A 23655-nucleotide genomic window follows, 5' to 3' on the forward strand; every position below is an offset into this window, starting at 1 on the left:
TTTTTTGTGGCGAAAGCGTCTGCAAATGGCAAAGGCGGATTTTAACGATCTGCCCCCGCGTTGGTCAACTTCACCCCTCTACGTTGGCGGCGGGCCGCCGGGGGGCGTTTTTGACGGGAAAATAAATCGTTGCCAGCGCCGGGCTTATGCAAGCTGCGGCTTGCGGGCGCAGAATAGGATTGATTTCAGGCACCTTGAAGATTGCCTGATTGTCAGACAATCCTAAACCGCTTCCTCTTTTATCTACATGTCCCAGCCCGACCGCGAACACGCCCGCGACTATATTCCCGCCAGTGAAGAAGACTTCCAGACCATGCTGGAAACCGTTGGCTCGAAAGACCTTGCCGACCTCTACCGGCACATCTCGCCCGAGGTGAAGTTTGCCGGGGCACTGCCGCTCCCGCCCGCCGAGGCCCACGAGAACCTCCTCGACCGTCTGGGCGAGCTGGCCGACATGAACCCCGCTCGCGAGTCCTACATCGGCGACGGGCTGCCGAATTTCCGGCAAATGCCGATTGTGGCCGAGGTTTCCGCCATCCGCAACCTGACCACGGCCTACACCCCGTACCAGCCCGAGCGCAGTCAGGGGACGCTGCTTTGTCACTGGATTTACCAGTGTCTGATGCGCACGTTGACCGGCTTCGAGGCCGTCAACGCCTCGCTCTACGACCGCTCGACCGCGCTCTTCGAAGCTGCCTGCGCCGCCGTCCGGCTCAAGCGCAAGAGCAGCGTCGTCATCGTCTCGGAGGCCATTTATCCCGGTGACCGCGAGGTGCTCGAAACCCTGGCTGCCGACACCGAGGTGGAAATCCGCTGGGCTCCGCGTGACCTCTCCACCGGGAGACTCGACCTGGAGGCGTTGAGAAAACTCGTCGCCGAGGCGGGCGAAACCCTGGCCGGTATTGCTTTTCCACAGATCAACGACCTCGGCCTGATCGAGGACGTGGACGCGCTGACCGACCTGGCCCACGAGGCTGGGGTGCTCGCCATTGCCATGATCGACCCGATCCTGCTCGGCACGGGCGGGCTCAAGCCCCCGACCGCTTACGGTCAGGCCGGGGCCGACATCGTGGTGGGCGAGGCTCAGCACCTGGCGCTGGCCCCGAACTTCGGCGGGCCGGGACTGGGGCTGTTTGCCGTGCGCCACAACAGCGAGGTGCCCAACCACGTACGGGCCACACCGGGCCGCTACGTGGGCAAGGCCCGCGACGGTGAGGGGCGCGACTGCCGCGTGGCCGTCATGTCCACCCGCGAGCAGCACATCCGCAAGGACAAGGCCACCTCCAATATCTGCTCGAACCAGGCTTTTATCGCCACGCTGGCCGGGGCCGCACTGCTTGAGCGCGGCGAAGAGGGGATGGCTGCCGTCACCGCCGCCGCCCGTGAACGCGCCCGCGAAGCCGCCGCTGCGCTCTGCGCGCTGGAGGGCGTCGAGTTGCTCTACCCGGAGGCTCCTTTCTATAATGAAGTCACGCTCAAGCTCAGCCGTCCGGTGCAGGAAGTGCTCCGGGCCGGGCGCGAAGCCGGGCTTCACCTCGGGGTCGATGTCAGCTACCGCGTGGCCGGGCAGACGAACCTTTTAAAACTTTCCTTCTCCGACCTGCACGCCGAGAGCACGAACCTGATTGCCTGCTTCGAACACCTGTTCGGCCCGGCGAAGAAACAGGCCGCACTGCCCGCCATCCCCGAGTCCGCCCTGCGAGAAGGCGCCACCGGGCTGCCGAGCTTTGGCTACGAGGAAGTGCTTGCGTACTACCGCCGCCTGGGGGCGCTCAACGTCAGCCCCGACGACAGCCCGTATCCGCTGGGCTCGTGCACGATGAAGTACAACCCGCTCGTCAACGACGAGGCAGCAGCGTTGCCGGGCTTTACGCAGGCGCACCCGCAGGCCCCGACCGAGGACGTGCAGGGCTGCCTGAAGCTGCTTTTCGAGATTCAGGAGTGGTTCAAGGGCATCACCGGGTTGGCCGGGCTCACCACTCAGCCGCTGGCCGGGGCGCAGGGCGAACTGGTTGGTTTAAAGCTTTTCCAGGCTTACCACCGGGATCATTCCCAGCACCGCCGCGACGTGATCCTGATCCCGCGTTCGGCGCACGGGACGAACTTCGCCACTGCCGCGATGGCGGGCTTCACGCCGCGTCCGGGGGCCAACCCCAAGGGCGGCATCGTGCTGCTGGAGGCCGGCGACGACGGCCAGATCGACCTGGCCCAACTCGACCAGATGATCGCGCTCTATGGCGACCGCATCGCCGGGGTGATGATTACGAACCCGAATACCAGCGGCATCTTTGAGGTGAATTTCAAGGCCATCGCGGACAAGATCCACGCCATTGGTGGTCTCGTCTATATGGACGGCGCGAACATGAACGCCATCGCCGGTTGGGTCAACCTGGGCGCGATGGGCGTGGACGCCGTTCACAACAACCTGCACAAGACCTGGACCATCCCGCACGGTGGCGGTGGCCCCGGCGACGCCATTGTCGCCGTGAGCGAGCGCCTTCTGCCGTACCTGCCCGGCCACCAGATCGTGCAGGACGGGAGCGGCTCCTATGTGCCGATCAAGGCTCCGCGCTCGATTGGCTCTTTCCACCGGCACTGGGGCAACTTCGGGCACAAGATCCGTTGCTATACCTACCTGCTGCGGCTCGGCGGCGAGGGTATTCAGCGCATGTCGGCGACCGCCGTGCTGGCTGCCCGCTACCTTTTTGAGCGCACACGGGGCGAATACGCCACGCTGCCCGCAGGCACGGCGGAGCTGCCGCGCATGCACGAGTTTATCCTCACCCTCAAGCCGGAAGACTTCGCCCGGGTCGAGGCGGCGGGCGTGGCCAAGACCTCGATCATGTCCAGCCTGGGCAAGCTCTTTCTCGACTTCGGTTTCCACGCCCCCACGGTGGCCTGGCCCGAAATGCTCGGCATCATGTTCGAGCCGACCGAGAGCTACACCAAGGCCGAACTTGACCGCCTGGCCGACGCCACTCTGGCCATCCTCGAACTGGTTCGTGAAGACCCCGAACTGCTCAAGCGTGCGCCGCTGACCACGCCCACCTCCCGCATCGACGAAGTGGCCGCCAACCGCGATCTCTGTGTGAGTGAGCAGCTGGCCGAGTTGCCGCCGCTCCCCGCCGATCGCGTGCCGCTGGACCAGATCACCGCGATGTCGATCCCTGAACTGGCCGCTTCACTGCGCGAGGCTGCCAGCGTTTGAGCCAATAAGCGCTTTTTAACAGGAAGGCCGGAAAGGGCGGAGGGAAGAACGGTAACGGTTGTTCCCGCGTCCGTTGTGGCTTCGTGCCTTTGTGACTGATACTTTTTCACCGCAGAGGCGCAAAGGCGCAGAGTTTTTTGGGGGGAGGTTGTGTGCTGCCTGCTCTCAAGGCGTAAAAAAGTGGGTGCCGAGCACAGAAAGAAATCAGACAGAAACAGCAGAGATTTTATTTTCAAAAACCTCTGCGTCTCCGCGTCTCTGCGGTGAAAAAAAACCAAAAACCAACAGGCAGCAGGTTGCCAGCCTGCTCCGTGTGTGTGGACTCAGGACGGCACGCCGGGCTTGAAGGCCTCGATGATTTTTTTCATGTCCACGTTGTCCATCACGAGGTTGTTGATGATGGGGATCTTGTCGTGGTCCTGCGGCTGGGTCTTGACCGTCATGTTGTTGATGCGGGAGGCGACGGTGTAGCTTTCCTCGCTGCAAATAACGGTGGGGATGTTCGTGCGGGCGAGCATCTCCATCAGCTTGGGGTGGGGGAGGATGTTGCGCGTGAGCACGATGCCGGAGACGACTTTCTTGCCGGAGAGCCCGGCGCTGGCGATAGCCGAGAAAATGATGTCGTCGCGGTCGCCGGGGGTGATAATGAGTACGCCCGGCTGGAGGTAGTCGATGACGCCCTTGGCCGTCATGGCCCCGATGACCACGCGCAGGATGCGTTCGTTAGCGGCCTGTTCACGGCCATTGAGCCAGCGGCCTCCGATTTCGTCAACGATCTGGGAGAGGTTGGGCGCGGCGAGGCGCTTCTGGAGCGGGAGCACGCCCAGCAGGGGCACCCCGAGCCGGGCCAGTCCGGCTCCGGCGTATTCGCGTACGAGGTCGATCTTGTCGGGCATGACCTTGTTCAGGATCGCCCCGATGACTTCGACGCCGTACTTGTCGAAAAGCGCCTTGTTGATGGCGACCTCGTCCACCGGGCGACCGATCCCCCCCTGGGCCACGATGATGGCCTTCGCGCCCATGAGCTTGGCCACCTGGGCGTTGGACATGTCAAAGACCGCGCCGACTCCGGCGTGGCCGCTGCCCTCGATGATGACGTAGTCCTTCTCGTAGGCGGTGCGGTCAAAGGCGCGGCTCATCTTGTCCACGATGACTTTGAGCGAGTCGTCGGGGTCCTTGAGGTAGCGGCGGGTGAAGGTGCCGTCGATGGCGACCGGGCTCATGGCCATGAGCGGCAGGCCGACGTGGAAAATGCTCTCCAGCAGGACCGAGTCCTCGTCCACCTTCTGCCCCTCAACCTCGATGAAGCGCTGCCCCACCGGCTTGATGAACCCGACCCGGTCCGAGAACTGCCGCAGCGCCGCGAACAGGCCCAGGCAAGTCGTGGTCTTGCCGTCGTTCTGCCGGGTGGCCGCGACGAAGATGCGCTTCGTCGTGGTGTTGCGCGGGCGTTCGAGCAGATCGGTTTCCTCGGGCTCGACGAAGGGGGAGTGGGTTATTTTGGACTTGGCTTTGGCCATGGCGGAAGAAGAGGTGGTTGGGATTTGTTTAATTTCTCATGGGTCAATGGGCATTTGCCAGGGGTCATCGGGGCCGCGCGGGCGTTCATCCGGGGCAGGCTGGGAAAGCGCCCGCCTGCCAGAATGACAAATGACCGTTGATAAATGACCGATGACCAATCAGTTAGTCCGTCGGGTAAAGGTACTTCTTGTCCACCGCCTGGGCGGCGACGATGACCGTGGCCCCGAAAATATCGTGGGCGCTGGCACCGCGGCTGATCTCGGCGGCGGGCTTGGAGAGCCCGGTAATGATCTGCCCGTAGGAGCGTGCGCCGGAGACGATCTGGGCGAGCTTGGAGGCGATGTTGCCGCTGTTGAGGTCGGGGAAGACCAGCACGTTGGCCTGACCGGCGACGGAGCCGCCGATTTCCTTCTGCTCGGCCACGAAGGGGTCGAGGGCGGCGTCGGCCTGGAGCTCGCCGTCGATCTCGACGGGCATGTCGTGGTCGCGGGCCTTGTCCTTGGCCAGCGAGGTGGCGGCCTTCATGCGGGCGATGGAGGCGTGCTTGTCCTTGTTGGCCTTACTGGAGAAGGCGAGCATGGCCACGCGCGGGCGCTCGTTGGTCAGGTGCCAGGCCAGGCCGGCGGTGGTGCAGGCGATGTCGGCGAGCTGCTCGGAGGTCGGCTCGGGGATGACACCACAGTCGGCCATGAAGAGCGCGCCGTCGATGCCCAGACGCGAGTCTTCCTTTTCCAGGATGAGCATGGAGGAGGCGGTCTGCACGCCCTCCTGCGTCGGGATGATCTGGAAGAGCGGGCGCAGGGCGCTGGAGGCGTTGATGGTGGCCCCGGAGACGATGGCGTCGGCCCCGCCGGTGGCGAGCATCAGGGTGGCGAAATAATTATTGTTCAGGACGTAGTCGCGGGCGGACTGCTTGTCCAGGTTGCGGAAGCGCCGCAGGCCCTGGAACTTCGTCATGAAATCCTCCAGTTCGTCGGAACGGGCCGGCTCGATAATTTTCACGCCGTCGAGCTTGATGTCGAGGCGGGCGGCGTTGATTTTGATGCGTGTGCGGTCCCCCAGCAGGATCGGTACACCCAGCCCGCGGGTGGCGTACTGCCGGGCGGCCTGGATGATGCGTGGATCGGTTCCCTCGGGGTAGACGACGCGCTTGGGGTGGTTCTGCAAGCGAACGGATAAACGATTAATCAGTGACATGATGAGGAAATTCTGGTTGGGAAAGTGTTTACGACTAAATTGTCCGGGCCGGGGGTTCAATGGCTAAAAACCTTCAGAATATTCTTATAGTATCAGTTTCGACGCTAGGTTCGCGCCTTTTGGGTCTATTGCGTGATATCCTGATGATGGGCTTTTTGGGTCTGTCTGCAACCTCCTCGGCGTTCATTTTTGCATTTACCGTGCCAAACCTGTTCCGGCGTTTGTTGGGCGAGGGGGCGTTAAGTTCCGCGCTAATCCCGATTTTTTCGGACGCGCTCAAGCAGGAGGGCAAGGGCCCGGCCTTTAATTTCGCCAACCGGGTGCTCTCGCGGGCGCTGGTCGTGCTGCTCATTCTGGCCGGGGTGGGGATGGTGGGGTTCGGCACCGGCTGGCTCCTGATCCGCCACGCCGGGCTGGCCGAGACGCTGCAGGTGGACCGTCAGCAGTGGGAGTGGGGCTGCGAAATGGGGGTGCTGCTGCTGCCCTACATGGTGCTCGTCTGCCTGGCGGCGCTGATGGGGGGTATTCTCAATGTGCTTCAGCGCTTCGCCGTGCACGCGCTGACGGCGGTCTGGCTGAACCTCGCGCTCATTGCGGCCCTGCTGATAGGCGGGTGGCTGCTTGGGCTGCGGGATTTCCCGCTGGCCATCGCCTTGTGCGTGGGCGTGCTGGTGGGCGGCGCCGTGCAGTTGGTGGTGCCGATGGTGGCGCTTTTCAAGGAAAAATGGCGCTGGAAGTTCGACTTCACCCACACCCAGCGCCTGGCCGAGCTGAACCGGATTTTCCTGCCCGCCGTGGCCGGGGCGGCGGTTATGCAGGTCAATGTCCTCGTCTCGCGCCTGCTGGCCTTCGGGCTTAACGACACGGGCGTGACCGCCCTTTACCTGGCCAACCGGCTGGTCGAACTGCCGCTGGGTGTCTTTGCCATCGCGGTGGCGACAGTGATTTTTCCCAACCTGAGCCTGCTGGCCGCCGCCGGGGACAAGGCCGGGATTGTGCGCCTCTACGGCGAGGGTTTGCGGCTGATCCTGGCCGTGACCGTACCGGCGGCGGTAGGACTGGCCGTGCTGGCTGGGCCGGTGCTGGGGCTGCTTTTCGAGTGGGGGCGTTTCAGCTCGCTCGATGTGGCGCAAACCGTGCCGGTGCTGGCCGTATTCGCCTGCGCACTGCCCTTTTACGGGTTGGCCACGATGGCCACGCGGGGCTTCCACTCGATGAAGGACACCCGCACGCCGGTGCGGATCGCCGTCGTGTCGTTCGTGGTCAACCTCGTGCTGAGCCTGGTGCTGATGATCCCCTTCGGGACAGTCGGGCTGGCCGTGGCCAATTTCGTGTCCGCCGGGGTCCAAGCGGTCGGGCTGGCAATGGTGTTGCCGCGCCGGTTGATTGTTTTCTCCGGCGCACGGCTGGTCAACGGCCTCGTACGGATTGTGCTGGCGGCGCTGGGCATGGGCCTCGTGACCTGGCTGCTGTGGCGCGGGCTGAGCCTGTGGGTGCCTCCTGGCAAGTGGGCTGATGTGCTGGCGGTCGGGGTAGTTATCCCGGTGTCGGCGGCGGTGTATTTCGGGTTGCTCTGGATGAGCGGCTTCGAGGATCGCCGGGCGTTGCTGGACCTGTTTCTGCGCCGGGGTGGACGTCGCTAGGTCGTGGATGATGCAGGTCCGAGAGCTTTCTCGGTCAGGCGGGACGATGGGATTTGTCCGGTGGCGGATAGGAAAAAATGTTTTAAAAGCGTAAAAAATCTCCGGGGCCGGTTTGACTCACTTCAGGAATTACCCATTCTTGCGATAAGGAAAGGCTAATGATCCCTTACCGATTTGTCACCGTGAGCGGAGTCGTTGCCCTGTGCATGATCGCTTTGGCATTTTTAGGGGGTCATGCTCCGGCAGAGGACATGGACGACAACGCAATAAAAATTCCCGCCAACGCCCAACAGGCGATTTTTGCGGGCGGGTGCTTCTGGTGCACGGAGGCTGTTTACGAACGTACCGACGGCGTTCTCAAGGTCGAGTCCGGCTATATCGGCGGCGACGTTCCCAATCCGAGCTACGAGCAGGTTTGCACCGGGCAGACCGGCCATGCCGAGGCCATTCGCGTGACCTTCGATCCGTCCACGGTCGGCTACGAGCAACTCGTGCGGCTGCATTTCGCCTCGCATGACCCGACCACGCTCAACCGGCAGGGGGCGGACGTCGGCACCCAGTATCGTTCCGCGATTTTCACCCTGGACGACGAGCAACAGGCCACCGCCGAGCGCGTCAAAGCTGAACTCGACGCCTCGGGCGAGTACTCCCGCCCGATTGTGACCGAGATCACCGAGGCGACGATTTTTTACCCGGCGGAAAATTACCATCAGAACTACTACAGTCGCAATTCCGCCGCCCCGTACTGCCAGATGGTCATCACCCCCAAACTCAAAAAGCTCGGCCTCGCAGACTCAGCAGGGCGCAGCCCTGCACCCTAGGTGCTTCGCACCTTGATGGGGCTCTGCCGCAGGGCATGCCCTGCACCCTCGATCCTTTGGATCGTGATGGGGCTCTGCCCCATCGGAGCCAGAAAGGCTCCTGCCCCGTTGCGAGATCGGGCGGTATGGCGAGGGGGGAAGTGAGCAGATGATGCCGCTCTCCCAGCTCTTTTGGGCATCAAGGTTTTTGAGAGGCAGGTCTCGTTTCGACTACGTGTACAAAATGCTCAAAAGCGACAGGAACGAGTCGGCGTTTACGCGGATCAGTGGTCCTGTGCTGCGACACCTCCCAAAATGGCCGCTCGCACGCAAAAAAACAAAGTTCCCGCCCGATAACCAAACGCAGTTCGTTTGAATCGGCGTCAACCGCCGTTGCCCATGCCGCCGCGTCGGCGGTGGCATCACGGTACGCAGTACCGAGGGTGCAGGGCATGCCCTGCTAGTGTTGGGGGTGGGAGAAGATTTGGACGATTTTTTGTGAAGCGCGTTCTTCGTCTTCGCCGTTGGCTTCGAGGACGAGCGGAGTGCCCATGGTGGCGCACAGCGTGACGAGGCTGACGATGCTGCGGAGGCTGGCGCGTTTTTCGCCGAGCCGCAGTGTCAGTGACGAGTTGCTCTTGCGGGCGACGTTCACGAGGTCCGCCGCCGGTCTCAAGTGCAGGCCCCCTTCCCAGGGCACAACGACTTTTGTAGTCTTCATCTTGGTAGTCAGGTGGTATATTCTTCAGTGCGGATTTATTTTATGTGACAGGAAGTGCATCCTGCATGTATGATGGAAGTCGCTGGGGTTGTTCGGGCTCAATCGGAGTTGCGGCAGGGTATGAAATGAAGCCATCGGCTATGGCGTTAGGAGTCGGAGTCGGTGTCCAGATTGAAGTTAGTGGGACCAAGGTTAAATAATCGAGTTATGAAGTGTGTATATAGTGTTTTTCTGGTTTTTATTTTGGTTTCATGCGGAAAGGTGGATCATGTGGATTTTGTGAGTGATGCATATTTCTCTGTAGTGATAGGTACTGGATCGTCTACGTTTGACGATGTGGTAGTGGGAAGGGTGTTGCTTTCGAATACACCTAGTGAGTATTTTCCGGATGTTTCCACAACGTCAAGTGATGGGTTTGCGTGTGGTATATATGTAGATGATAATAAGGTATATGAATTGAACATTGCATCTAGGCGAACGGTAGTTTTGGGCCCGCATAACGACCTTAGGTTTCGTGGGGAGTCTAATACTGGTGTTTATGTTTTTGTTGTTAAGTATTACGGGGCGTCAGATGTTGGTGTTGGGAACGCGGTATGTTTATATAAGGATTTTTTGCATGCGGGTGAGTTTGATTTGAGCATTGAGGCGGAAGTTTTGTATGCTGTGCTTGGTGGGTTGGAATAATATGAGAGTTTCTGATGCAAAAGATGATGCTTTAAGTTATGTCTGCGGGATGGGCTTGAGTGGTTTTATTCACTCTCGTCGTGTTAATGTTTTGTGTGGGCTTATTGACCGTGTTTTTACCTTGAAAGGTGCAGATATTGTAGGCTTAGAGCGAGTTAAAGGCTCCGATGTTCGCAAAAAAAAATGCTGCCTGTGCAAAATAAATACACGCGGGCGATAGCAAAATCCCTCGCTCAGAGAAGGAGCCGGAGTTCAGACAACCAGCCGGAGGCGTCCCTGGCGGTCGCGTTCGAGGGCGAGCGGTGCGCCGAAGGCCTGGCTGAGCGTTTCGGAGGAGAGCGCCTCGCCCACCGGCCCGGCGGCGAGAACCCGCCCCTTGCGCAACACGAGCACATGCGAAATTTCGGGGAAAATCTCCTCCACGTGGTGGGTGACGAGGATCATCGCCGGTCCGTTCTTGAGGGCGGCGAGCTTACGCAGGCGGGTGAGGAAGTGCTCCCGGGCCACCGGGTCGAGTCCGGCGCAGGGCTCGTCGAGGATGAGCAGACGCGGGTCGGCCATGAGGGCGCGGGCGATGAAGACCTTTTGGCGCTCGCCTTGGCTGAGCACTTCCCAACGGCGCTCGGCCAGGTGGCGCACGCCGAGCTTACCCAGGCAACGCAGGGCCTTGTCCGTCGGGATGGACTTCGAGCGGGTCCAGAAGCCCAGTTGCGCGGTGCCGCCGGAGAGCACGGTGTTGAGCGCGTCCTCGCCGGGGGGGATGCGCCGGGTGAGGGCGTTGCTGACGATCCCGATGCGCAGGCGCACCTCGTTCCAGTCGGTCTCGCCGTAGGCGTCACCGTCGAAGACGATTTCGCCGGAGGAGGGCGTCAGGTATGCGGTGATGGCCGAGAGCAGGGAGGTCTTGCCGCAGCCGTTGGCCCCGAGGATGGCCCAGTGCTGCCCGCGCTCGACGCGCCAGTCGATGCGGCGCAGGATATGGGTGTCGCCGCGCATCACGGCCAGCCCCTCGACGGATAAAAGCGGTGTCGGTTCTGTGGACATGGGAAAGGGAAATTATTTAACCGCAAAGGCGCCAAGGCGCAAAGAGAATGCAGAGGTAACGTTTTCTAGAGCGGTTTAAATAAAGTCGTAGCCGCCTGCTAAAAGGCCGAATGGCTAAATGGCTAATTGTTATTTCCTGCGTTCGGCATCCAACAATTAACCATTTAACCATTCAATTATTGTGGCTACAGTATTTTTTAAAACGCTCTAAAAACACTGTGTCCTCGCCTCGGTTGAGGGTTTTTATTCCACGCCGAGGTACTGGGATACGGAGAATACAGCCAGACTGATGGGGCGGTCCCCTCTTTGTGTGCTTCGTGTCTTCTTTGTGTGCTTCGTGACCAGTCTCCCCTCAAAGGAGCGGCCCGGTCAGCCGGAGGGCGTTTTCGAGCAGGCGCTGGTGGAAGCGGCGCTTTTTCCATTCGGCCAGGTGAACCATTTCGGCGTTGTCGATGTAGCTTTGCTGAACGGTACGCAGGCGCAGGGCAAACTCCCGGTCATAGACGAAGAGCGTGACTTCCTGGTTGAGCCAGAGGCTGCGCTGGTCGAGGTTGACCGAGCCGATGAGCCCGATCTCGCCGTCCACCGTGACGGTCTTGGAGTGCAGGAGCCCGGCTTTGAACAGGGCGATGGCCACGCCGCCTTCCAGCAGTTCCTCGAAGTAGGCGCGGCTGGCGTGGTGGACGAGCTTCGAGTCCACCTTTTGCGGCATGATGAGCGTGACCTTGACCCCGCGCTTGACGGCGGAGACGAGCGCGATCTGCACCGCCTCGTCGGGCACGAAATACGGGGTCGTCAGGACCAGTTCTTTTTTTGCTAAGTAAATGGCAGTCAGGATGCTCTGGTAGCTGGACTGGTCGAAAAAGCCCGGCCCCGACGGCACCACCTGCACAAAGGAGTCGCCGACCTCCGGCAACTCGTGCAGGCCGCCTTCGTCCTCGATGCGCTCGATGCTCATGCCGGTCTCGATGCCCCAGTCGGCCAGGAAAACCACGGCCAGGGCCTCGACCACCGGACCGCGCACGCGGACCATGCTGTCCACCCACTGGCCGACGCCGGACTTGGTCTTGAAGTAGCGCGAATCTACGAGGTTCAGGCTGCCGGTGTAGGCGGTCTCGCCGTCGATGACGACGATCTTGCGGTGCAGTCGCAGGTCCTGCCGACGGTAAAAATTCCTCAGCCAGCGCACGGGGAGGGCTTCGGTGATTTCGACCCCGGCCTTGCGGGCCTTGGCGCACAGTTCGCTTTTGAGAAAATCATGGCTCCCGATGGAGTCGAGGAGGATACGGCAATGCGCCCCGCGGTGCCGGGCTTCGATCACTGCGGCCATCACCTCGTCGGCGATCCCGCCCAAGTGCCAGATATAGAACTCCATATGCACGTGGTGGGTGGCCTGCTGGATGTCCTGGATCATCCGGCGCAGGATGTCCTGGCAATTGTCGAGCAGTTCGAGGTCGTTGCCGGGGAGGGTGGGGATGTTGACCGTGTTGTAGGCGTGGCGGGAGAGCAGCCGGGCCGCCTCGGACTGGCGCGACCAGTCGAGGTTAAAGCGCTGACGCCGGTCGTTGATGACCTGCTTGTAGGGCTGGATCAGATTGAGCGCCCGGCGTGTCCGCGCGCGTCCGACGCTGACTTCGCCGAAAATGATGTAGATGATCGCCCCGGCCAGAGGCAGGAAGAAAATCAGCGTCAACCAGGCCAGCGCCACCCCGACCGAGGTCCGCCGCATAATTACGCGGATGGTGACGCCGAGGGCGACCGCCCAGTGTAGCAGGAAAAAGATATCGACGACATAGTCCGGCTTCGGTTCCACGCCCCTTATCTATGGGGATGCCGGTCACGGGATCAACTCTTATAAAGCCGCTGAATATCGCTTCTGATTGCGGTGTGGGAGGCCCGGGGACTGATTGGGTGGCTTTTCTCCTTGGGGCTCTCCCTGCCAATATAAAAAAGGCTTCGGTCTCCGCCGTGGCTTGCTGTGGTGCGCCTCAAGGGTAAGGCGGGAGTTTCAGGGGAGCTTTTTGCTTGCCTTGAGGGGGGCGGCGGGCAGAGTTGCCCGTTTACACTTTCGCGAATGAAGCTGACTTTTGACAACAAGGTGGCCGTGGTGACAGGTGCGGGCCGTGGGATCGGCCGCTCCATCGCCGAGAGCCTCGCGGCCGAAGGCGTACACGTGGTGTGCGTGAGCCGCAACGAGGGCTCCTGCGGAGCCGCCGCTGACGCCATCAAAGCTAATGGAGGCAAGGCATCCGCCCTCGCCGTGGACGTCTCGGACGGCGCAATGGTCGCCGACGCCTGCGAGTCGCTGCTCAAGGAGCACGGCAATGTGGACATCCTCGTCAACAACGCCGGGATCACCCGCGACACCCTCATGCTGCGCATGAGCGACGAGGACTGGAACGAAGTCGTCTCCACCAACCTTTCCAGTTGCTTCTACTGGTCCAAGGGCCTCCTGCGCCCGATGACGAAGAAGCGCTGGGGCCGCGTCATCAACATTTCCTCAGTCGTCGGGATCATGGGCAATCCCGGCCAGGTCAACTACTCGGCCGCCAAGGCCGGTATCTTTGGCCTGACCAAGTCCATGGCCCGCGAAGTCGCCTCCCGGGGCATCACGGTCAACGCGGTCGCGCCGGGCTTTATCAGCACGGATATGACCGCCGAACTGTCCGAGGAAATCACTGAAGCCGCGAAGAAGCTTGTTCCGCTGAAACGCTTTGGACAACCTGAAGAAATCGCCAGCATGGTCACCTACCTCGCTTCCGGCGAGGCGGGCTACATCACCGGTCAAACTTTTACGGTTGACGGCGGCATGGCGATGTAAACAACTGCTAACCTTACTTATACCATCAAGAATATGGCCGACAAAACGATCGAAGAACGCGTTAAGGAAATTATCGTCAACCAGCTCAACAAGAATGAAGAGCAGGTGACCCCCGACGCTTCCTTTATGGAAGACCTCGGTGCCGACTCACTCGACCAGGTCGAGCTCGTCATGGCGTTCGAGGAAGAATTCAAGGACGAAATCCAGGGCGAAATCCCCGAATCTGACGCGGAAAAGCTCCGGACGGTCGGTGACGTCGTCGCTTACATCAAGGAAAAGCAAGCCTCCTGAGGTTGCGACGTTCTAACGGACCCTTCATTTTGAGGATCCAGTTGTCATTGCCCTGAATGGAATCGGATAAACCAGTCTCCAAAGTAGTGGTGACCGGGATCGGGGTCATTACCTCGCTCGGCCACGACATCGACACCCTGTGGGCTAATCTGCTCGCCGGTAAAAGCGGCGTGAGCCGTCTCGAACAGTTCGATGTCACCACTTTCCCATCCCAAGTCGCCTCCGAGGTCCGTGATTTCAACGTCGAGGACTACATGGACGGCAAGGATGCCAAGCGCAATGACCGTTACACGCACTTTGCGGTGGCGGCTTCGCGCATGGCGGTCAAGGATGGTGGACTCGACCCGGAGAACTGGGACCCCGAACGCGTCGGCGTCATTATCGGCTCCGGGATCGGGGGCATGATGACCATTCAGGAGCAGAGCAAGCGTCTCTTCGATTTCGGCGCGCGCAAGCTCTCGCCCTTCATGATTCCCTCGCTCATCGCCAACATGGCCTCCGGCATCGTGGCGATCGAGTTCAAGGCGCGCGGTCCGAATATGTCCGTGGTCAGCGCCTGCTCGACCGGCTCCCACGCCATCGGCGAGGCCCTCCGCGTGATCCAGCGCGGCGAGGCGGACATCATGATCGCGGGCGGCAGCGAGTCGGCGATCACCGAGCTCGGCTTCGGCGGCTTCTGCTCCATGCGCGCCATGAGCACGAAGTACAACGACTGCCCGGAAAAGGCCAGCCGCCCCTTTGACAAGGACCGTGACGGTTTCGTTATGGGGGACGGTGCCGGGGTGGTTATCCTCGAATCCGAGGAGAGCGCCAAGGCCCGCGGGGCGAAGATTTATGCGGAAATCGCCGGTTACGCCAGTACCTGTGACGCCCATCACATCACCATGCCCGACCCGGAAGGTTCCGGTTTGGCCCGCTGCATCACCAACGCTCTCAAGAGCGCCGGTGTCGCCCCGGAAGAGGTGGACTACGTCAACGCGCACGGCACCTCCACGCCCTACAACGACAAGTTTGAAACGATCGCCTTGAAGAAGGCTTTCGGCGAATACGCCGGCAAGCTCATGATCAGCTCGACCAAGTCCATGACTGGGCACCTGCTGGGTGCCGCCGGTGGCGTGGAAGCGGCTGTTTCGTGCAAAACCCTTCAGGATCAGGTGGTTGCACCGACGATCAACTACACCACTCCGGACCCCGACTGTGACCTGGACTATGTGCCCAACGTCAAGCGCGAGGCCCCGGTCAAGGTGGCGATCAGCAACAACTCCGGCTTCGGCGGGCACAACGTCACGCTCGTTTTCAAGCAGGTCTAGCTCCAAAGCGATTCCAAACACTTTCAGGCCTCCCCCCGTTTCGGGGCGGAGGCTTTTTTCTTTTTCGGTGCTTTTGCGATGAAGAAGAACTGGGGCTTTGAGTTGCGCTGATGGCTTTTTTTAACTTTACTAATAAATGCTGGGTCTTTTTCTAGTCAGCTCTGGCACTTTCGAGGGAATTTTTGTTCTCATACTTCCCTCCCTTTCTTTTCACACTTACCCTTTTCAGCATTATGACGGGCTTTAAGCACATCCCCTTCGACCGGGTTTCGTGGATCACTACTTCCTTTCTGAGCCTCACGCTCCTGCTGGCGCTGACCGCCGCGCCTGCCTACCTGATTATTTACGGCATGGGCGGTTTCATGGCCGGGCTGTTCGCCTTTTACCTCATTGCCACCGGATTGAGCATCACGCTGGGTTACCACCGTCTGTTCGCTCACCTGTCCTTCGGGGCGAAGTGGCCGGTGCGGATGTTCGTGCTGCTCTTTGGGGCGGCGGCCTGGGAAAACTCCGTCCTGGACTGGGTGTCGGACCACCGCCGCCACCACAAGCATGTGGACCACGACGACGACCCCTACAACATTAACAACGGGTTCTTCTTCGCGCACATGGGCTGGTTGCTGTTCAAACTCAACCCCGAGCCCCCGATGGACAACGTGAACGACCTGCGCAAGGACAAATGGGTCCTCTGGCAGCACCGCAACGTTCACTGGATCGCGCTTTTTATGGGCTTTATCCTGCCCGCCGTGCTTTGCGGTCTTTACTACGGTTCGTGGTCGGCGGCGCTGGGTGGCTTCCTTGTCGTGGGTGTCCTGCGTACGGTGATCGTGCAGCATGCCACTTTCTGCATCAACTCGGCCTGCCACTACTTCGGCAAGCAGCCGTACTCCACGCGCCACAGCGCCCGTGACAGTTGGTGGATAGCCTTCATCACGTATGGGGAGGGCTACCATAACTACCATCACGAATTTCAGCACGACTACCGCAATGGCGTAAAGCCCTGGCAGTTCGACCCGACGAAGTGGACCATCTGGCTGCTGTCCAAGTTCGGCCTGACGTACAACCTGCGCCGCGTCTCCGAGGCCAAGATCCTCCTGGCCGAGCTGACCGAGGCCCGCCGCCGGATGGACTCAGGGCTGGCTGTGATCAAAAACTCGGACCTGACCGAAGCCGCCCGTGCCCGTCTGCACTCGTCGGTGGAGTACCTGCACATGAAGCAGGAGGAGCTGGCCACGCTTTACTATCAGGTGCAAAAGGGGGTGTCGGAGCGGATGGAGTTCTCCAAGAGCCGGGTGCGCCTGTGGCGACGGGAGATCCAGCAGTCCCTGAGCCACCTGGAGCAGATGGTCTCGCGCTACCGCGAGGTTATGACGGCCTGAGCCGCTTTAGACTACGTGGCCTGGTTTCACTTCGGGCGGGCGTAGAGCCAATAGCAGTCTTTTTGGCGGCCTTCGTCGAGGCAGGCCATCTTGGCTTTATTGCTCAGGTCCGACGGCACCGGGAAATCTTCCGGCCTGCGCGGCTGGAAGGGGATACGCTCAACCTGATGGGTCTGCGAAAGCTCCCGCTCAAGTCTGTCCGCACCCGCCGGATCGACGAAGTCATGGACTTCGATCAACAGGCTGAAAGATCGGAGCGCTTCCAGCCCCGGCCGGGTGAGCAACCCGAATTCCGCCCCTTCGCAGTCGCACAGGATGAATCCCGTTTGCGCCTCGGCTGCGGCAAGCAGGGTCTGCTGATCGGCTCCGGCGTGGATGCTCAGGCGCTCCCCGACGCCGTGGAGCGCGGCGAAATCCCGCAACAGTTCGCGGGCACTTTCCCGCAACTCAAAGGCGACGACCCGCGACTGGGGAAGCGCCCGGGCCAGCCCGACGGCGTAGTAGCCCTCGGCCGCGCCGATGTCGATGATGAGCGATGGCTGCGAGCGGATGATTTCCTCAATCGCGGGGTAAAGCTCTTTTTCGTAAGTGCCCAGCAGCTTGGGCGGCAGGGCGGAACCGGCCACTTTCCAGCCGTCGTACCTGAGCCCGGCAAAGGGGCCACCGAGTACCCGCATATCCGGGCAGACCTGCGCGAGTACGGCCTTTTGCCGGTCCAGCATCTTTGCCCAGTGCAGGTCGCGGGCGTCCCGGTCCAGCTTGGCTAGTGAAGCCCGCAGGCTGATGCAGAAATCACTGCGGTAGTAGCGGGCATAGGCTGCCTTAATCCATATTTTGATCGGGTTTGGCATGGCGCGTTTTTTTAGGGAAGGAGGGTATAAAAGGCTGGCCAGCCGGACGCCGTGGCGAGGAGTGCTAAGCGCGCAGGGCTTGCAGGATTTTTTTGATCCGTTGCTTCAGGCTGAGCTTTTGGTGGGCGGTCAACGGCTGGAGAAAGCGCCAGCGTTCGAGCAGCCAGCCGAGCGGTAGCTGGTGGTAGTAGAGGTCTTCGAAGGCGGTGTAGAGCGCCTTGCCCTTCATTTTCCAGGGGTAGATTTTCTTGTGGCTGGTGTAGTGCGCGAGCATGTAGCTCTCAATGCCGTCGGCTCCGCCGTCGCGGGCAGGCAGGTCGTGGGGCAGGCGGGGGGAGTCCGCCCAGAGCATGAAGTCCAGCGCGCGCGCGGTGATTTCGCCGCGGGCTAACTTGAGGTTGACGAGGTGGTTGGTGATGCCCTGTTCGCCGCAGGGGAACACATCCGGGCGCTTGACCGTGACCGGCTCGGAAAACTCCACATAGTGCTCGAAGTCCTCCCGCGTGAGCAGGCCGGTGTTGGCGACGACCTGGCCGCCGTTGAAGGTGAGGCGGCGCTCAAAGCCGGGTGAAAAAGCTTCGAGCTTGTCGGCGACGAAATAGGCCCGCCGCACGTAGTCCTCGTAGTCGGGCCAGTCCGGTTCGCTGGCCACGATAAAGTCTTCGTCGTATTGTTCCAGTCGCTGCAGGAGCGGATGGGTAAAGAGGATGTCGGAGTCGAGGATGAGGACGCGGCGCCCCGGCGGCAGCATGAGCGGGTAGAACTTGGCGAAGCCCCAGCCCCAGATTCGCTGCGGGGCCTGCACGGTTTCGACCTGGAAGTGGCGCTCCAGTTCGCGGGTGTCAAAAGCGCCGAAAATCTCGTCCTTGAGCAGCCGGATCGGGATGTCCGGATGAAAGTACCGGATGCTGGCAATGCAGGCCCGGCCAAAGCGGATGTCGCTCCGGGTGGCAACCACATATATCTCGTCGATTTTCATCAAGGATGCGCAACCTGCATGCCCTTTATGATCGGCACAGCCGGAGAGTTCTAGCGTTTTTTACGAGCCTGACGCGATTTAACCGAACTCGTAGCGGTTGCTCCACTTGGCCTGAGTGGACGCTTTTTATTCAGCAACCACAGAGAGTACCGGGGGCGTCTCCGGGCTCTTCTCCGGCTGGATACTGCAAAGTCTTTACTCCCCCAGGCCGAGTTGAGTAACGCCGAGCCACATAAACCGTTGGCCAGAGGTGCCGAGCTGCAAGTGGTCCCGCACGGTGGCATAGTCGACCTGCGGGCTGTCGAGCTGGACGCTGCCGGTGAGGGGCGTCCAGGCGTCGCCCTGCCAGTAGGCGAGGACTTCGGATTCGGCGGCGGCGAGGCGGTCGCTGGCATAGACGACGTAAACGACCTCCGAGGGCGGCTGCCGGGGCAACGAGACGCTGAGCGCAAGCTGGTTGTTTTCGAGGCCGCCCCGGACCCACTGGGCGATGGCGGAGGGGCCGGTGATCGAGTTGAGCGGGGAGGTTGCGTTACGGTCGAAGGCGTACTCCAGGCCGTTGGGAACGCCGTTGCCGCGCTTGTCTTGCCGCCAGCCTTCGCCGCCGTTGCCGCTCTGGCCCTCAATGTATGCGCCGTACTCGAGGTTTTGCCGGATAAAGGTGCCCTGGCCCAGAACGTCGAGATTCTCGATGGTGACGGATTCGGCCTGTCCCTCGGCGTCCAGGTGAAAGGTGACGGCGGTGATACCGTTGGCATTTTCCCCGGCCGGGATATAGGAGAAGATATTGCCGTCCCAGTGAGAAAGCTCAAAGCTCATGGCCTGCGGGCCTACGCTGAAGCTGAGCGCCCCGGCGTTTTCGCTCACCGAGAGTGGACCGAAATAGTCGTTGGCGTAGGTGCCGGTGATTTCCGCCGTGGCGGGCGCGGGGGCGGGGTGGGTCGGCGGGTCGAGCCCGGCGAGCACACTGAGGTTGGTCAGCATGTTGTCAAAGAGCGAACGGTACGCGCTGAGCCAGTCGAAGGCGACTTCACCGTTTTCGACCAGGTCGCAGAAGGTCGCACAGACCGCTTCGGGCAGGCCGACGGGAGTGCCGTTGGTCAGGACGACGATGCCTAGCTTTTCCGCCGGGATCATGAAAAACGAGGTACCTGTGCCCAGCAGGAACCCTCCGGAGTGGCTGTAGCGGACCCGCCCGCTGGCGTCGGTGCCGAGGTTGAAGCCGTAGCCGTAGAAGCCGGGCCGCGCGTCGAAGGAGCCGGGGGGCGAGCTGTTAATGTGTGGGGTAAGTACGTCGAGGAGATCGTCCGGGGCGATGACCGGCTCGCCTTCGAAGTTGCCGCCGGCGAGGATCATCCGCATCCACCGGGCCATATCGAGGACGTTCGAGCTGACGCCCCCGGCGGGGGATTGGGCGTCGGGTTGGCGTTGCTGCGGTGTGGCGACCCAGGAGCCGTCAGAGAGCAGCATGTTGCCGAGGGCCTTGTTTTCATGGGCCATGAAGTCCGCGTAGCTCGAACTGGTTGAAGTCATGCCCAGCGGTTCGTACAGGTGCGTGCGGGAAAAGTCTTCCCAACTCTGTCCGGTGGCAGTGGCGGCGGCCACCCCGGCCACGGTCATACCGAAATTCGTATAGTGGTAGCTGGCGCGGAAAGGGCTGAGCGGCAAGAGCCGCAGGCGGGCAAAGACTTCCTCGCGGTCGTAGCCGATGTCTTCGAGCAGGTCCCCGGCGTGGTCGGGCAGACCGCTGCGATGGGCGTAGAGGTCGCCCAGGGTGAGCATGGCCGTGACATTGGGGTCGCTCAGCTCGAAGTCGGGCAGGTAGGCGGTCACGAGGTCGCTCCATTTCAATTCCCCGGCGGAGACGGCCGTGGCGATGGCAGTCGCGCCTACGGATTTGGATACCGAGGCGATCTGGAAAACGGTTTCCTCGTCGATGGGGTCGGCGCTGCCGACCTGCTTGATTCCGAAGCCCCGGGCGTAGATCAACTCGTCGTTGTGAACGACGGCGATGGCCACCCCTGGTACGCCGCTGCGGCTCATCATCTCTACCGCGATGGTGTCGAGTTGGGCCACGGCCTCATCGATACGCTGCTGGGTGACTTCGGTGAAGGTGTAATTACCGGGGTTGGTGCCTTGGGCGGTGGCACTCAGGGCGGCGGCCAGGCCTGCGGCGGTGAGCGTGAGGCGACGGAAAGCGGAGGGGAGTCTCATAAGGAATAGAGAGCAGAAGGCGAAAGTCTGCCCCGGTGGTGTTTATCGTGCCCAGGCCGGAGGGGCTTTCGCGCTTTCCGGGGATCAGTGAATCTGATGGGTGAGTGCAGATTGCTTAATTCTTTACCCCAATTTCGCAAGTGCGAAGACCCGCCCTCGCCCCGAATGAGCGGTTAACCTGGCACCTTCCCCTGTGTTTTTACCCTACGGGCGTTTGCCGTCGGTGGCGAGTTCGGCGCGGGAGCGGACGTACTCCTCCAGCAGGCGAACGCTGTAGGCCGGGCCATTTTCATGCGCGAGCGTGTCGGCGATTTCGCGGGCGCGCTCGGTGAAGCGGGTGTTTTTCTCGATCCGGCGGACGCAGGCCGGGAGCTTTTCGGGCCACTTGCGCTTGCCCAGGGTCAGGCCGGCGCGCAGGCGGACGACTTCGCCCGCCCACCATTGCTGGTCGGCGATGTGCGGGATGACGATGTTGGGCACGCCCGCGTGCAGGACCGAGGCGGTGGTGCCGGCTCCGCCGTGGTGGACGACCATCGAGGCGAAGCGGAAAAGCTGGTCGTGAGACATCTGGTGAACGACCTTGATCTCGGGGCGTTCCATCTCGACCGAGAGGCCCGCCCAGCCGCTTTGCAGGATGATCTTCTTGCCGCTGGGCCAGTGCTTGAGAAAGCGGCTCATGATCGTGTGCGTGTCGTCAAAGGCGACGCTGCCGAAGGTGACGACGGGCACCTTTTCCCCGGCGCAGAAGGCGTCGAGTTCGGCCTCGGCCTCGGGGACTTCCTCCGACTGCCAACGCAGGAAGCCGGTGAATCGGAAGCGCGGGTCGTGCTCGATCCCGCCCATCAGCTCCCGGGAAACGGCGACCAGGCACAGGTCGGCCGGGGAGGTCAGGAAGCCCTCGGATCGCCCGAGCCCCTTTTCCTGGTAAAGCTCGCCCACCGCGCGGTTGACGGTGAAATCGACCACCCGGCTGGAAATGCGCCACAGCAGGCGGTTCCAGCGGCGCTGGAGGCCTCGGGGGAAGTTGTAGAGCGCGGGCGTGCCCTCGGGCGGATGGTCGGGGGTGGGGACCAGGTTGTGGCAAAAGGCGAAGGTGGCGAAGGGGATGCCCTGGCGCTCGGCCAACACTCGGTATTGCGGGAAAAAATACGAACTGACCAGCAGATCGGCCCCTTTGAGCGTCTCTCTCATGGCGTCAATCAACTCGCCCATGAAGGGGCGGGCACCCTTGTAGATCCAGCGTAACTGGAGCAGGGGCAGGGGAGCCCGGTTGAGCTCGCGCATGAATTCGATGAAAATCTCCTTCTCCCAGTCCGGGGGGAGGTGCCGGTACTCCAGGCCGGCGCGTTCGATGGCCGGACGGTAGAGCGGGGCGGTGGCGAAGACCACTTCGTGACCGGCCTCCAGCAGGGCGCGCCCGAGCGCGATCATGGGATAAATGTCTCCGGTGGAGCCGTGGGAGGTGAGAACCGCGCGCATAAGAGGATTGCCCAACCTTACTGGACGCGCCCCGCATCGGCGGCAAGGGCGATTTTGTTACGATTCGGAGACAACGCTCCGGGCAAAAAGTTGCCGCCGATGGATGCACAGCAGGGTAAGCATCATTGAGGTGGACGGCTTTTCTGGTCGGGTAGGGCAATGCCCCTCAATGACGAGTGCGGTCACACACCGCGAGCCCGGCGGCGTGGCCGCTGGTCCAGTGCCATTGGCGGTGAGGGCCTCCGGCGAAACCGTCCACGTCCACAATATCCCCGGCCAGGTAGAGGCCGGGTGAGCGGAGGCTGGCCATGGTCTCGAAGTCGATCTCCCCGCGCTCCACACCTCCACAGATGGCGCGTTCAGGGCTGGCCAGCTTTTTGCGGGTCAGGTGTAGTTCGGTCAGCTCCAGGCTTTCCTTGAGCTTGCGCAGTTCGGGCTTTTTCAACTGCCCCCAATAGCGGTCAGGGTCGAGTCCGGAGGCCGTCAGCAGATGCGCCCAGACGGGGTCGGGCAACTCGGCCACAGGCTCGGAGACCAGGCGTTGGCGCGGGTGCAGGCGGACGCGTTCCTCCAGCAGGCGGGACACCTTGAGCGGGCCGCACCAGTTGATGCGCAGAGCCTGGCCTTGCGGTTGGACCAGTTCGCGGGCGGCGCGGGAGGAGAGGGCGAGGACAGCCTCCCCGGCCAACCCCCAGGGGTGCAGTTCGAGCGGGCCGCTGGTATCGAGCCCGAGCGCGGGCAGGCTGAGGAGGACGTTTTTGACCCGCTCGGCGCGCATGTTTTTGAAAAGCGGGTCGTCGATCAGGAAGTTGAAAAGGCTCGGCACGGGCCGCTCGACGGTGTGGCCGAGGCTTTCGGCGGCGCGGGCGGCCTGGGGGGTGTTGAGCGGGTCGCCCGCGAGGATGAGCCGTTGGCACTGGACGGTGCGCTCGTTGGTCACGGTGATCCAGAAGCCGCCCTGCGGCTTGGCCTCGACGGCGACGAGTTTTTCCTCAGTACGAATGTTTACGCCCACCCGCCGGGCCAGCGCGGTGAGCTGAGCGGCCAGCGGTGGGGCTTCTTCGGCCAGCCGGAGGGTGCCATTTTCGCGGGTCAAGCCTTCCAGGGCGTGGCGTTGGCACCACTCCAGGGTTTGCTGCGGCCCGAAGGCGTAAAATTCCGGCAGGACGTCGTTTCCGCCCCGGGGGAAACAGGGGAGCAACTCTGAAGGGTCGTCGCAGAGCCGCGTGATGAGCCGCTGGTCGCTGCCGGTGCGACTCAGCTCTTCCAGCGGTTCGGACTCGGCGACCAGCCAGGTAACGGCGGTGCCGGGGGCGTGTCCGGCGGCGGTGATGGCGGCGACGGCTCCGGCCAGCCCTCCGCCCGCGATGGTGATTTCGTTTTGAACCAAAACGTTTTCATCTTGTCCATGCGCGGGGTCATGGACAGCTTTTTTACCGTCCTCTCACCTCTTTGTTCCTGTCATTTACGGGTTGCCCCGGGCGGGAAAACCGATTGTTCATAGATGTTTATC

The 23655-nt window shown here is 61.9% G+C and carries 19 protein-coding genes; 9 read left to right on the forward strand and 10 right to left on the reverse strand.

Annotated elements, in window-relative coordinates; genetic code table 11:
- Positions 1–247: 247 nt before the first annotated feature.
- Positions 248–3208 carry an aminomethyl-transferring glycine dehydrogenase subunit GcvPB gene (gene gcvPB / locus H5P28_RS10840; RefSeq protein WP_185675725.1) on the forward strand — a complete coding sequence of 987 codons (2961 nt, stop codon included), beginning with the start codon at positions 248–250 and terminating at the stop codon, positions 3206–3208.
- A gap of 323 nt (positions 3209–3531) precedes the next feature.
- Here the strand turns inward: gcvPB and H5P28_RS10845 are convergent, their stop codons facing one another.
- The gene (locus H5P28_RS10845; RefSeq protein ID WP_185675726.1) at positions 3532–4728 is read right to left on the reverse strand and encodes a phosphotransacetylase family protein; all 1197 of its coding nucleotides are present in this window, start codon (positions 4726–4728) and stop codon (positions 3532–3534) included.
- A gap of 163 nt (positions 4729–4891) precedes the next feature.
- Positions 4892–5926: a phosphate acyltransferase gene (locus H5P28_RS10850; protein ID WP_185675727.1), complete on the reverse strand. Its 1035-nt coding sequence runs from the start codon at positions 5924–5926 to the stop codon at positions 4892–4894.
- Positions 5927–5985: 59 nt separating this feature from the next.
- On the opposite strand from H5P28_RS10850, the gene murJ reads away from it, so the two are divergent.
- Together murJ and msrA are read left to right on the forward strand one after the other, a co-directional pair.
- On the forward strand, positions 5986–7569 hold the full coding sequence (gene murJ, locus H5P28_RS10855) for a murein biosynthesis integral membrane protein MurJ (RefSeq protein WP_185675728.1): 1584 nt from the start codon (positions 5986–5988) through the stop codon (positions 7567–7569).
- Positions 7570–7820: 251 nt separating this feature from the next.
- Positions 7821–8390: a peptide-methionine (S)-S-oxide reductase MsrA gene (gene msrA, locus H5P28_RS10860; protein ID WP_343075477.1), complete on the forward strand. Its 570-nt coding sequence runs from the start codon at positions 7821–7823 to the stop codon at positions 8388–8390.
- 439 nt (positions 8391–8829) lie between these two features.
- Here msrA and H5P28_RS10865 read toward each other — a convergent pair whose 3' ends face one another.
- A complete protein-coding gene (locus H5P28_RS10865) occupies positions 8830–9090 on the reverse strand; it encodes an HPr family phosphocarrier protein (protein WP_185675729.1) in 261 nt (86 codons plus the stop codon).
- A 207-nt stretch (positions 9091–9297) separates the two neighbouring features.
- Here H5P28_RS10865 and H5P28_RS10870 point away from each other — a divergent pair, with 207 nt between their 5' ends.
- Both H5P28_RS10870 and H5P28_RS10875 read left to right on the forward strand, forming a co-directional pair.
- A complete protein-coding gene (locus H5P28_RS10870) occupies positions 9298–9774 on the forward strand; it encodes a hypothetical protein (RefSeq protein ID WP_185675730.1) in 477 nt (158 codons plus the stop codon).
- Between the two features lies 1 nt (position 9775).
- Positions 9776–9994, forward strand: a complete 219-nt coding sequence (locus tag H5P28_RS10875) for a hypothetical protein (RefSeq protein WP_185675731.1) — start codon at positions 9776–9778, stop codon at positions 9992–9994.
- A 32-nt stretch (positions 9995–10026) separates the two neighbouring features.
- Here the strand turns inward: H5P28_RS10875 and H5P28_RS10880 are convergent, their stop codons facing one another.
- Positions 10027–10818: an ABC transporter ATP-binding protein gene (locus tag H5P28_RS10880; RefSeq protein ID WP_185675732.1), complete on the reverse strand. Its 792-nt coding sequence runs from the start codon at positions 10816–10818 to the stop codon at positions 10027–10029.
- Positions 10819–11170: 352 nt separating this feature from the next.
- Positions 11171–12631, reverse strand: coding sequence for a cardiolipin synthase (gene cls, locus H5P28_RS10885; RefSeq protein ID WP_221773403.1), 1461 nt, complete (start codon positions 12629–12631; stop codon positions 11171–11173).
- 261 nt (positions 12632–12892) lie between these two features.
- Between cls and fabG the strand changes: the two genes are divergently transcribed.
- The 4 genes from fabG to H5P28_RS10905 all read left to right on the forward strand — a co-directional run bounded on the left by fabG (position 12893) and on the right by H5P28_RS10905 (position 16619).
- The gene (gene fabG, locus H5P28_RS10890; protein ID WP_185675733.1) at positions 12893–13639 is read left to right on the forward strand and encodes a 3-oxoacyl-ACP reductase FabG; all 747 of its coding nucleotides are present in this window, start codon (positions 12893–12895) and stop codon (positions 13637–13639) included.
- A gap of 33 nt (positions 13640–13672) precedes the next feature.
- Entirely contained in the window at positions 13673–13930 is a 258-nt protein-coding gene (acpP, locus tag H5P28_RS10895; RefSeq protein ID WP_185675734.1) for an acyl carrier protein, read from the forward strand.
- A 56-nt stretch (positions 13931–13986) separates the two neighbouring features.
- A complete protein-coding gene (fabF, locus tag H5P28_RS10900; RefSeq protein ID WP_185675735.1) occupies positions 13987–15240 on the forward strand; it encodes a beta-ketoacyl-ACP synthase II in 1254 nt (417 codons plus the stop codon).
- 233 nt (positions 15241–15473) lie between these two features.
- Positions 15474–16619 (forward strand): acyl-CoA desaturase, encoded by a 1146-nt coding sequence (locus H5P28_RS10905; protein ID WP_185675736.1) that lies wholly within the window; start codon positions 15474–15476, stop codon positions 16617–16619.
- Between the two features lie 26 nt (positions 16620–16645).
- Here the strand turns inward: H5P28_RS10905 and H5P28_RS10910 are convergent, their stop codons facing one another.
- From H5P28_RS10910 to H5P28_RS10930, 5 genes are all read right to left on the reverse strand, one after another.
- Complete coding sequence (locus tag H5P28_RS10910; RefSeq protein WP_185675737.1) at positions 16646–17470, reverse strand: class I SAM-dependent methyltransferase; 825 nt, start codon at positions 17468–17470, stop codon at positions 16646–16648.
- Positions 17471–17534: 64 nt separating this feature from the next.
- A complete protein-coding gene (locus H5P28_RS10915; protein ID WP_185675738.1) occupies positions 17535–18449 on the reverse strand; it encodes a glycosyltransferase family protein in 915 nt (304 codons plus the stop codon).
- Between the two features lie 195 nt (positions 18450–18644).
- Entirely contained in the window at positions 18645–20663 is a 2019-nt protein-coding gene (locus H5P28_RS10920; RefSeq protein ID WP_221773404.1) for a serine hydrolase, read from the reverse strand.
- Between the two features lie 204 nt (positions 20664–20867).
- Entirely contained in the window at positions 20868–22142 is a 1275-nt protein-coding gene (locus H5P28_RS10925) for a glycosyltransferase (protein WP_185675739.1), read from the reverse strand.
- A 166-nt stretch (positions 22143–22308) separates the two neighbouring features.
- The gene (locus H5P28_RS10930; protein WP_185675740.1) at positions 22309–23532 is read right to left on the reverse strand and encodes an aminoacetone oxidase family FAD-binding enzyme; all 1224 of its coding nucleotides are present in this window, start codon (positions 23530–23532) and stop codon (positions 22309–22311) included.
- Positions 23533–23655: the final 123 nt, after the last annotated feature.

This window comes from Ruficoccus amylovorans, from assembly GCF_014230085.1.
Classification (GTDB): domain Bacteria; phylum Verrucomicrobiota; class Verrucomicrobiia; order Opitutales; family Cerasicoccaceae; genus Ruficoccus; species Ruficoccus amylovorans.

Coding starts and splice junctions, on each gene's coding strand:
- gcvPB (WP_185675725.1), top strand. CDS start 248: ATGTCCCAGCCCGACCGCGAACACGCCCGCGACTATATTCCCGCCAGT.
- H5P28_RS10845 (WP_185675726.1), bottom strand. CDS start 4,728: ATGGCCAAAGCCAAGTCCAAAATAACCCACTCCCCCTTCGTCGAGCCC.
- H5P28_RS10850 (WP_185675727.1), bottom strand. CDS start 5,926: ATGTCACTGATTAATCGTTTATCCGTTCGCTTGCAGAACCACCCCAAG.
- murJ (WP_185675728.1), top strand. CDS start 5,986: ATGGCTAAAAACCTTCAGAATATTCTTATAGTATCAGTTTCGACGCTA.
- msrA (WP_343075477.1), top strand. CDS start 7,821: ATGGACGACAACGCAATAAAAATTCCCGCCAACGCCCAACAGGCGATT.
- H5P28_RS10865 (WP_185675729.1), bottom strand. CDS start 9,090: ATGAAGACTACAAAAGTCGTTGTGCCCTGGGAAGGGGGCCTGCACTTG.
- H5P28_RS10870 (WP_185675730.1), top strand. CDS start 9,298: ATGAAGTGTGTATATAGTGTTTTTCTGGTTTTTATTTTGGTTTCATGC.
- H5P28_RS10875 (WP_185675731.1), top strand. CDS start 9,776: ATGAGAGTTTCTGATGCAAAAGATGATGCTTTAAGTTATGTCTGCGGG.
- H5P28_RS10880 (WP_185675732.1), bottom strand. CDS start 10,818: ATGTCCACAGAACCGACACCGCTTTTATCCGTCGAGGGGCTGGCCGTG.
- fabG (WP_185675733.1), top strand. CDS start 12,893: ATGAAGCTGACTTTTGACAACAAGGTGGCCGTGGTGACAGGTGCGGGC.
- acpP (WP_185675734.1), top strand. CDS start 13,673: ATGGCCGACAAAACGATCGAAGAACGCGTTAAGGAAATTATCGTCAAC.
- fabF (WP_185675735.1), top strand. CDS start 13,987: ATGGAATCGGATAAACCAGTCTCCAAAGTAGTGGTGACCGGGATCGGG.
- H5P28_RS10905 (WP_185675736.1), top strand. CDS start 15,474: ATGACGGGCTTTAAGCACATCCCCTTCGACCGGGTTTCGTGGATCACT.
- H5P28_RS10910 (WP_185675737.1), bottom strand. CDS start 17,470: ATGCCAAACCCGATCAAAATATGGATTAAGGCAGCCTATGCCCGCTAC.
- H5P28_RS10915 (WP_185675738.1), bottom strand. CDS start 18,449: ATGAAAATCGACGAGATATATGTGGTTGCCACCCGGAGCGACATCCGC.
- H5P28_RS10920 (WP_221773404.1), bottom strand. CDS start 20,663: ATGAGACTCCCCTCCGCTTTCCGTCGCCTCACGCTCACCGCCGCAGGC.
- H5P28_RS10925 (WP_185675739.1), bottom strand. CDS start 22,142: ATGCGCGCGGTTCTCACCTCCCACGGCTCCACCGGAGACATTTATCCC.